This window comes from Streptomyces sp. NPDC043952 (assembly GCF_056435325.1).
Map to the genome: position 1 here is coordinate 268,441 of NZ_JBWKES010000008.1, position 8,975 is coordinate 277,415.

Consider the following 8,975-nt stretch of genomic DNA (forward strand, 5'->3'; position numbering starts at 1 on the left):
GTGCCGGACACTGGCCGCATGACGCACGCGACCGGCTGGCAGCGCAGGGCCTCCTTCGACCGCTGGGGCCCCTATGTGATGCTCGCCGTGGGGCTGGTGACGTCGGCCGCCTCGGCCCGTGTGATCGGCATGTCGGGGGGCGAGATGGCGGCGGCCGGTGCCCTGGCGACCGCCGCCGTGCTGCTCCAGCTGGCGTGGCGGCGGGTGACTCCGGACACACCGGGGCCGAACCGTGTCACCGCGTGCCTGTACTTCGTGCGCTGGGGGCTGGCGTTCGCGCTGACCTGGCTCAACCCCTTCTTCGGGATCTACGCGGCGGTCGGCTACTACAGCTCGGGCCTTCAGCTGCCGCGCCGGCTGGCGCCGCTCGGGCTGTTCCTGACCGCGGTGACCATGGCGGGCAGCGAGGTCGGCGGGATGCCGCCGCACGGGCCGATGATGTGGCTGATCTTCACCGCGGTCTTCTGCACCAACATCGGCCTGGTCGGCCTGCTGTTCCGGTTCGCCGACCAGGAGCAGCGGCGCATCGAGGCGCAGGCGGACACCATCGGCGAACTGGAGCGCACCAACGCGGCGTTGCAGCAGGCGCTGGACGAGAACGCGGCCCTGCACGCCCAGTTGCTGGTGCAGGCGCGGGAGGCGGGCGTCGCCGACGAGCGGCGCAGGCTCGCCGCGGAGATCCACGACACGATCGCGCAGGGCCTGACCGGGATCATCGCCCAGCTCCAGGTGGTGGCGGGGGCGAGGGACCTGGCGACCGCCCGCACCCATCTGGAGCGCGCCTCCTCGCTCGCCCGGCACAGCCTCGGCGAGGCCCGCCGCTCGGTGCACAACCTCGCCCCCGTCGAACTGGCCGCCGCCGGGCTGCCGGAGGCGCTGAAGAAGACCGTCGCCGACTGGGGCGAACGCACCGGTGTGCGGGCCGAGTTCGCCGTCACCGGCACCGCCGAGACGCTGCACGAGGAGGTCTCGGCGACGCTGCTGCGGATCGCCCAGGAGGCGCTGTCCAACGCGGCCCGGCACGCCCGCGCGGGCCGTCTCGGCGTCACGCTGACGTTCCTCGGGGACGAGGTGATCCTGGACATCCGCGACGACGGCACCGGCTTCGACCCGGCCGCCGTCCCCGCCCGCACCCGCGCCGGGGGTTTCGGCCTTGCCGGGATGCGGGCGCGCGCCGAGCGGATCGCGGGCTCCCTCGCGGTGGAGTCGGAGCCGGGGCAGGGCACCGCGGTGTCGGCTCGCGTACCGTTGGTCCGCGATGACCACTGAGCCCCTCATCACGCTGCTGATCGTCGACGACCACCCGGTCGTCCGGGACGGTCTGCGCGGCATGTTCGAGTCCGCGTCCGGCTTCCGGGTGCTCGGCGAGGCCGCGAGCGGTCCGGAGGGGGTCGCGCGGGCGGCCGAGCTGGACCCCGACGTGATCCTGATGGACCTGCGCATGCCGGGCGGCTCGGGCGTCGCCGCGATCCGCGAGCTGACCCGGCGCGGCGCCCGCGCCAAGGTGCTGGTGCTCACCACGTACGACACCGACTCCGACACGCTTCCCGCGATCGAGGCCGGTGCCACCGGGTACCTCCTCAAGGACGCCCCGCGCGACGAGCTGTTCACCGCCGTGCGCGCCGCCGCCGAGGGCCGTACCGTCCTCTCCCCGGCCGTCGCCTCCCGCCTCGTGCGGGCCGTGCGCTCCCCCGCTCCCGGCAACGAGCCCCTCTCCGCGCGCGAACGCGAGGTCCTCGCCCTGGTCGCCAAGGGCACCTCCAACCGTGAGATCGCCCGCGAACTCTTCATCAGCGAGGCCACGGTCAAGACCCATCTGACCCACCTCTACACCAAGTTGGGCGTCAAGGACCGGGCGGCCGCGGTGGCGGCGGCCTACGACCGGGGCATCCTCGGCTGACCCCTGCCGTCCCGGCCGGATGACTGAATCGGCCAATGAGCGGTGGGTTCGGGTGGTGGAAATCAGGCCACGTACGTCGTGCCCGCACGGGGCGGCCGGAATACGGCGTTCCCGTAAACCGCATCTCAACGGCCCGAGAAATCAAGGTTGTTGAGGCACGCCACCCCCTTGAGCGCCACTTGTTCACACCACTGCAACATTTCCCGGCCAATCAGTTTTCAGCCAACATCACTTCGGGGTCCTGACATGTACGCGCCCTTGATGTCACTCTCTCTCCACGCCGCAAGCAGCACAGCAGCTTCACAGCGAAATACCCGGCCAGTAACCCCACGCTGACCGGCCTCCCCCACGAAGGAGCTTGCGTGAGCCCCCTCTCCGCGCGTCATAAGCGCACCACCCTGGCCATCGCCACCGCCGTCGCCGCCGGAGCCCTCGTCTCCGCCTCCCTGGCCACCAGCGCCTCGGCCGCCCAGACCCCGGCCGCCGCCAAGCCGCTGGCCGCCGCGCCCGCCGCGCTCTCCGCCGCCGCCCACACCTCGCTGATCAAGCAGGCGCAGGCCGACGCGCCCGAGACGGCTCAGGAGATAGGCCTCGGCGCCAAGGAGAAGCTGGTCGTCAAGGACGTCGTCAAGGACGTCGACGGCACGGTCCACACCCGCTACGAGCGCACCTACGCGGGCCTGCCGGTCCTCGGCGGCGACCTGGTCGTGCACACCGCCAAGTCCGGCAAGACCGAGGGCGTCACCAAGGCGACCAAGGCCACCATCAAGGTCGCCTCGCTCACGCCGAAGCTCACCCCGGCCAAGGCCGAGAAGCAGGCCGTGTCCGCCGCCAAGTCCCTCGGCTCGGCCAAGTCCACCGCGGACGGCGCCCGCAAGGTGATCTGGGCCGGCTCCGGCACCCCCGTCCTCGCCTACGAGACGATCGTCGGCGGCCTCCAGGACGACGGCACCCCGAACCAGCTGCACGTCATCACCGACGCCGCCACCGGCAAGAAGCTGTTCGAGTACCAGGGCATCGAGAACGCGACCGGCACCGGCAAGACCCTGTACTCGGGCTCCGTGAGCCTGACCACCACCCAGTCCGGCTCGTCGTACCAGCTCACCGACGCCAGCCGCGGCGGCCACAGCACCTACAACCTGGCGCACAAGACGTCCGGCAAGGGCACGCTGTTCACCGACGCGGACAACGTCTGGGGCACCGGCACGGCCTCCAGCTCCACGACGGACCAGACGGCCGCCGCGGACGCCGCCTACGGCGCGCAGGAGACCTGGGACTTCTACAAGAGCACGTTCGGGCGCAGCGGCATCAAGAACAACGGTGTCGGCGCGTACTCCCGCGTGCACTACGGCAGCCAGTACGTGAACGCGTTCTGGGACGACAGCTGCTTCTGCATGACGTACGGCGACGGCTCGGGCAACAACCACCCGCTCACCGCGCTGGACGTGGCCGGCCACGAGATGAGCCACGGTGTCACCTCCAACACCGCGGGCCTGAACTACAGCGGCGAGTCCGGCGGTCTGAACGAGGCCACCTCGGACATCTTCGGCACCGGTGTGGAGTTCTTCGCGAACAACGCGTCCGACAAGGGCGACTACCTCATCGGCGAGAAGATCGACATCAACGGCGACGGCACCCCGCTGCGCTACATGGACAAGCCCAGCAAGGACGGCGGCTCGGCGGACTACTGGTCCTCCTCCGTCGGCAACCTGGACGTCCACTACTCGTCCGGCGTCGCCAACCACTTCTTCTACCTGCTGTCCGAGGGCAGCGGCGCGAAGACGATCAACGGGGTGTCGTACAACTCCCCGACGTACAACGGCTCCACAGTCACCGGCATCGGCCGGGACAAGGCGCTTCAGATCTGGTACAAGGCGCTGACGACGTACTTCACGTCGACCACCAACTACAAGTCGGCCCGCGCGGGCACGCTGTCCGCGGCGTCCGCCCTGTACGGCTCCTCCAGCGCCGAGTACAAGGCGGTGGCCGCGGCCTGGTCGGCGGTCAACGTCAACTGACCCCCGTACGGCGGTGACGCGGGCAGGGTTGTGAAGAGGGCGGCACCCGGAGCGGATCTCCTCCGGGTGCCGCCCTACTCTTGGGCCCCATGTCCTCGGCACCCTTCACGTACGAACCGGTCGGAGCGACCCACGACGACCTGACCTTCTGCCCGCCCGGCTTCCGCCCCCTGCTGGTGCGCGCCCGCCTCGGCGAGGGCGAGGAGGTCTTCAGGCGGGCCGCCGAGGCGGTCCTCACCTGGGAGATGCACCGCGCGCTCGGCGTGGGCATAGACGCCACCGCCGAGCGCGCCGCCCCCGGCGTGGACGTCACGGTCACGCTTGCGGGCCTGGTCAGGGCGCCCTGCCGGATCATATGGACCGCCGAGGAACCCCGCCGCGCGGGCTGGGCCTACGGCACCCTGGAGAGCCACCCCGAATGCGGCGAGGAGGCCTTCCTGGTGGACCGCACCGGCGACGGCACGGTCTGGCTCACCGTCGCCGCCTTCAGCAAACCGGCCAAGTGGTACGCCAAGGCCGCCGGCCCGGCGACCCGCGGCTTCCAGCACGCGTACGCCCGCCGCTGCGGAACGGTCCTGAGGAAGCTGTGCGCCGGGCTGGAACCCGACTGACCTTCTTCAGGTGAGCGCGGTGACCGTCCGCGGGCACCGGACCGGGGCCGCCCTCACAGCTTGCCGAAGACCACACCGCGCCAGGTCCAGCCGGACGCGAGGACGGCCTCCCGCAGTGGCTCCCGCAGCCGCGCGCTGTCGAAACGGAAGGTCTCCGTCACCGCGAGACGGCCGTTCTCCCCACGACCGACGGTCCAGCGCCGGCTGACCGTCCGGCTGGGACCGCGGGTGTACCGCTTCGACAGCGGGAGCCCCGTGGGAGAGCCGAGCCGGGTGACCTCCCACTGCTCCTCGAGCGCCCGCAGCACATGGTCTTCCTGAACGAGCCGCATCCGGATCCGAACGGCGTGACCGACGTGGGACTGCGCGAAGAACTGCCGCCGGGCCGGCTCCGTCAGCCGCCACTCGGCCACGAGGTCGCACCGCTCCCCGGCGCTGTACCGGACCACGTACGGAACATCGGGCCGGTTGAGACCGAGCAGGGATCTCCGTAACTCCTCCCGCGAAGCGGGTGAAATGCCCGCCGGTGGATGCCGGGTACCGGTCAATCTGTCGAAGAGTCCCATGCCGCCCAAGCTACGGAGGGCGCGCTCGGCGGCACAAGGCCCGCGCTCAGCGCAGCAGCACCCCCGCTCCCTCCCCCGTGTCCTCCGTCGGCAGGGTGACCAGGCCCAGGTCGGCCGGGGAGGCGAGGAGGCGGTGGGTGGGGAGGATCCGGACCGTGCAGCCGTAGGGGCCGGTGCGGTCGAGGGAGAGGTTGCCCTCGTAGAGGCGGCGGCCCTCCAGGTCGGGGGTGCCGGCCGGCTTGAGGGGGACGACGGTGGTGTCGGTGATGCGGTCCTGGGCGTCGACCCGTCCGGAGACCGCCTGCACCTCGACGTCGTCAGGGGTGAGCGCGCCGAGCCCGACGCGCACCCGCAGCCCGATCGTCGCCCCCAGTTCCGCCGTGGCCGTCGTCTCGGTCGTCTCCACGTGGTCGACGCTCACCCCGTGCCAGCCGTCCCGCACCCGCGCCTTCCACCCGGCCAGTTCCCGCGCGGTGTCCGGGGTCAGCGCGCGGTGGGAGCGGGCGGCCGGGGCGTAGAGCCGTTCGACGTACTCGCGGACCATGCGGCCCGCCAGCACCTTGGGTCCGAGCAGGGTGAGGGTCTGGCGGACCATCTGGATCCAGCGGTCGGGCAGCCCGCCCCGGCCGCGTTCGTAGAAGCGCGGCGCGATCCGCTGCTCCAGCAGCTCGTACAGCGCCGCCGCCTCGATGTCGTCGCGCCGCTCGGCGTCCGTGCCGGTGCCGTCGGCGGTCGGGATGGCCCAGCCGAAGTCCGGCCGGAACCACTCGTCCCACCAGCCGTCCCGCACCGAGAGGTTGAGGCAGCCGTTCAGCGCCGCCTTCATCCCGGAGGTGCCGCACGCCTCCAGCGGGCGCAGCGGGTTGTTCAGCCACACGTCGCAGCCGGGGTAGAGCTTCTGCGCCATCGCCATGCCGTAGTCGGGCAGGAAGACGATCCGGTGCCGCACCCGGAGGTCGTCCGCGAACCGGACCAGCTCCTGCACCAGCCGCTTGCCGCTGTCGTCGGCCGGATGCGCCTTGCCCGCCACCACGATCTGCACCGGCCGCTCGGGGTGCAGCAGCAGCTCCCGCAGCCGGTCCCGGTCGCGCAGCATCAGCGTCAGCCGCTTGTACGACGGCACGCGCCGCGCGAACCCGATGGTGAGGACGTCCGGGTCGAGCACCCCGTCGATCCAGCCCAACTCGGCGCCGGCGGCCCCTCGTTGACGCCAGGACGCACCGAGCCGCTCGCGCACCTCCAGCACCAGCTGTTCGCGCAGGGTGCGGCGCAGCTCCCAGATGTCCTGGTCCGGGATGTCCGCCACCGAGTCCCAGCGCTCGGAGCCGCCGACGGCGAGCGCGTCCTCCGCGCGCTGGGCGCCGATCTTCCGGGCGCCGAGCCGCAGCACCTCCGGGGCCACCCAGGTGGGGGCGTGCACCCCGTTGGTCACGGAGGTGATCGGCACCTCCCCGGCGTCGAAGCCCGGCCACAGCCCGGCGAACATCTCCCGGCTGACCTGTCCGTGCAGCAGCGAGACCCCATTGGCGCGCTGGGCCAGCCTGAGCCCCATCACGGCCATGTTGAACAGGTTCGGCTCGCCGCCCGGATAGGTCTCCATGCCGAGCCCGAGGACGCGGGACGTCTCGATGCCGGGCAGCTCGGCGTCCGGGCCGAAGTGCCGGGCGATCAGGTCGCGTTCGAAGCGGTCGATGCCGGCCGGGACGGGGGTGTGGGTGGTGAACACCGTGCCGCCGCGCACCGATTCGAGCGCGGCGTCGAAGTCCAGCCCCCGCGCGCACAGTTCGGCGATCCGCTCCAGGCCGAGGAAGCCCGCGTGCCCCTCGTTGGTGTGGAACACCTCCGGCTCGGGGTGCCCGGTGAGCCGGCAGTACGCGCGCACCGCCCGGACACCTCCTATGCCGAGCAGCATCTCCTGGAGCAGCCGGTGCTCGCTGCCGCCGCCGTAGAGCCGGTCGGTGACGGAGCGGGCGCCGGGGTCGTTCTCCTCCACGTCCGAGTCGAGCAGCAGCAGCGGCACCCGGCCGACCTGCGCCAGCCAGATCCGCGCGGTCAGGACCCGGCCGCCGGGCAGCGCGAGGCAGACCCGGACGGGCGTTCCGTCGGATTCCGCCACCTGGGTGAGGGGCAGCTCGTTGGGGTCGAGCACCGGGTAGTGCTCCTGCTGCCAGCCGTCGCGGGACAGGGTCTGCCGGAAATAGCCGTGCCGGTAGAGCAGCCCGACCCCGACGAGGGGCACGCCGAGATCGCTGGCCGCCTTCAGATGGTCGCCCGCGAGGATGCCGAGCCCCCCGGAATACTGCGGCAGGGCGGCCGTGATGCCGAACTCCGGGGAGAAATAAGCCACCGCGGAGGGCAGTCCCTCGGGCTGTGCCTGGTACCAGCGGTCACCGGTCAGATAGTCGTCCAGGTCATCGGCGACCGCGTTCAGGCGCCGCCGGAACCGCCGGTCCCCGGCGAGTTCGGCGAGCCTCGCGGGCCGCACCCGGCCCAGCAGCCGCACCGGGTCGCACCCGGCGGCGGCCCATGCCTCCGGGTCGACGGACTGGAACAGATCGCGCGTCTCCGCATGCCATGACCAGCGCAGATTGTGCGCCAGCTCGCTCAGCGGCCGGAGGGGTTCGGGGAGAACGGGACGGACGGTGAACCGACGGATCGCCTTCACATGCCACCTCGACGGGCGCGTTACGGGGTGAGACGCACGGCGCCGTACGTCTCGTCGTCCCTTCGACGGTAGTGGTTACCGGGGCGTCGGTGGGGACGTACCGGCGGGGGTGTCGGGGCGTGGGGAGGCGGGCCGGGGGCACCCGTACAAGTGGGCCGGTCTGGTGGGTGGACATACGCGCGAGTAGTTAACAAAGTTCCGGATTGCCCACCCGAAAAGGATGGGAAGGCTCCACCGGTACCCACCCCACAGGCACCCCCCAGCACCGCCCGCAGGACCCACCTCCCCTAGTCATTTCACGTTGACGCGGACAGGAGCGGTCATGCCCGCCACGCACCAATCGTCAGCCGCAGCGCACACACCGTCAGGCGCCACGCACACCTCGCCGGACGCTACGCACACCCCGCCGGCCGCCGCGCGCGGCTCCTCGGCCGCCGCGCGCACCTCGTCGTCGTCCCCGCCGGGCGCCGCGCCACCCTCCGGCGGCGCGCCCGCGGCGGCCGGGAAGCCGGCGGCGAAGAAGGCGGCGGCGCAGAAGGCGGCGGCGCAGAAGGGGGCGGCGGCCCGCAAACGCGCCAAGTCCCCCGCCCGGACGCCATCGAGGCAGGCCACCGCCGTCGGCCGGATCCCGGTCCTCGACGTGCGCCCGGTGGTGCAGCACGGGCGCCGGCCCGCCAAGGCGGTGACCGGCGAGTCGTTCGAGGTCTCGGCCACCGTGTTCCGCGAGGGGCACGACGCGGTGGCGGCCAATGTGGTGCTGCGCGACCCGCGGGGCCGGCGGGGCCCCTGGACGCCGATGCGGGAACTGGCGCCGGGCACCGACCGCTGGGGCGCCACCGTCACGGCGGGGGCGCCCGGCCGCTGGACGTATACGGTCGAGGCCTGGGCCGATCCGATCACCACCTGGCGGCACCACGCCGGGATCAAGATCCCCGCCGGCCAGGACACGGAACTGGTGCTGGAGGAGGGCGCCCGGCTGTACGAGCGTGCCGCCGCCGGGGTCCCGAAGACGCACCGGCGCAAGCTGCTGGACGCGGCGGCCGTCCTGCGGGACGAGGAACGCCCGGCCGCCTGGCGGCTCGCCCAGGCGCTGCGGCCCCCCGTGCGGGAGGTCCTGGACCGTTACCCGCTGCGGGAGTTGGTGACCGCGTCCGATCCGATGCCGCTGCTGGTGGAGCGGGAGCGGGCGCTGTACGGCTCCTGGTACGAGTTCTT

7 protein-coding genes are annotated in these 8,975 nt (G+C 72.3%); 5 read left to right on the plus strand and 2 right to left on the minus strand.

The window, feature by feature from the left end; all coding sequences use genetic code 11:
* Nucleotides 1-18: 18 nt before the first annotated feature.
* The 4 genes from AC069R_RS12795 (at nt 19) to AC069R_RS12810 (ending at nt 4,529) form a co-directional block, all read left to right on the plus strand.
* Nucleotides 19-1,269 carry a sensor histidine kinase gene (locus tag AC069R_RS12795; protein WP_478766863.1) on the plus strand — a complete coding sequence of 417 codons (1,251 nt, stop codon included), beginning with the start codon at nt 19-21 and terminating at the stop codon, nt 1,267-1,269.
* On the plus strand, nt 1,259-1,900 hold the full coding sequence (locus AC069R_RS12800) for a response regulator (RefSeq protein ID WP_478766864.1): 642 nt from the start codon (nt 1,259-1,261) through the stop codon (nt 1,898-1,900). Before AC069R_RS12795 ends, AC069R_RS12800 begins: the two co-directional genes overlap by 11 nt.
* Before the next feature lie 362 nt (nt 1,901-2,262).
* The gene (locus AC069R_RS12805) at nt 2,263-3,918 is read left to right on the plus strand and encodes a M4 family metallopeptidase (RefSeq protein ID WP_478766865.1); all 1,656 of its coding nucleotides are present in this window, start codon (nt 2,263-2,265) and stop codon (nt 3,916-3,918) included.
* Between the two features lie 89 nt (nt 3,919-4,007).
* Nucleotides 4,008-4,529: a DUF1990 domain-containing protein gene (locus AC069R_RS12810; protein WP_478766866.1), complete on the plus strand. Its 522-nt coding sequence runs from the start codon at nt 4,008-4,010 to the stop codon at nt 4,527-4,529.
* A gap of 53 nt (nt 4,530-4,582) precedes the next feature.
* Here the strand turns inward: AC069R_RS12810 and AC069R_RS12815 are convergent, their stop codons facing one another.
* Both AC069R_RS12815 and glgP read right to left on the minus strand, forming a co-directional pair.
* The gene (locus AC069R_RS12815; protein WP_478766867.1) at nt 4,583-5,095 is read right to left on the minus strand and encodes a hypothetical protein; all 513 of its coding nucleotides are present in this window, start codon (nt 5,093-5,095) and stop codon (nt 4,583-4,585) included.
* Between the two features lie 46 nt (nt 5,096-5,141).
* On the minus strand, nt 5,142-7,760 hold the full coding sequence (gene glgP, locus AC069R_RS12820) for an alpha-glucan family phosphorylase (protein WP_478766868.1): 2,619 nt from the start codon (nt 7,758-7,760) through the stop codon (nt 5,142-5,144).
* 322 nt (nt 7,761-8,082) lie between these two features.
* Here glgP and AC069R_RS12825 point away from each other — a divergent pair.
* Nucleotides 8,083-8,975, plus strand: an 893-nt coding sequence (locus tag AC069R_RS12825) for a maltotransferase domain-containing protein (protein WP_478766869.1), incomplete at its 3' end; no start/stop codon positions are given.

What these genes read in the sequence shown, in the direction of transcription:
- AC069R_RS12795 (WP_478766863.1), top strand. Translation starts at nt 19, where the DNA reads ATGACGCACGCGACCGGCTGGCAGCGCAGGGCCTCCTTCGACCGCTGG.
- AC069R_RS12800 (WP_478766864.1), top strand. Translation starts at nt 1,259, where the DNA reads ATGACCACTGAGCCCCTCATCACGCTGCTGATCGTCGACGACCACCCG.
- AC069R_RS12810 (WP_478766866.1), top strand. Translation starts at nt 4,008, where the DNA reads ATGTCCTCGGCACCCTTCACGTACGAACCGGTCGGAGCGACCCACGAC.
- AC069R_RS12815 (WP_478766867.1), bottom strand. Translation starts at nt 5,095, where the DNA reads ATGGGACTCTTCGACAGATTGACCGGTACCCGGCATCCACCGGCGGGC.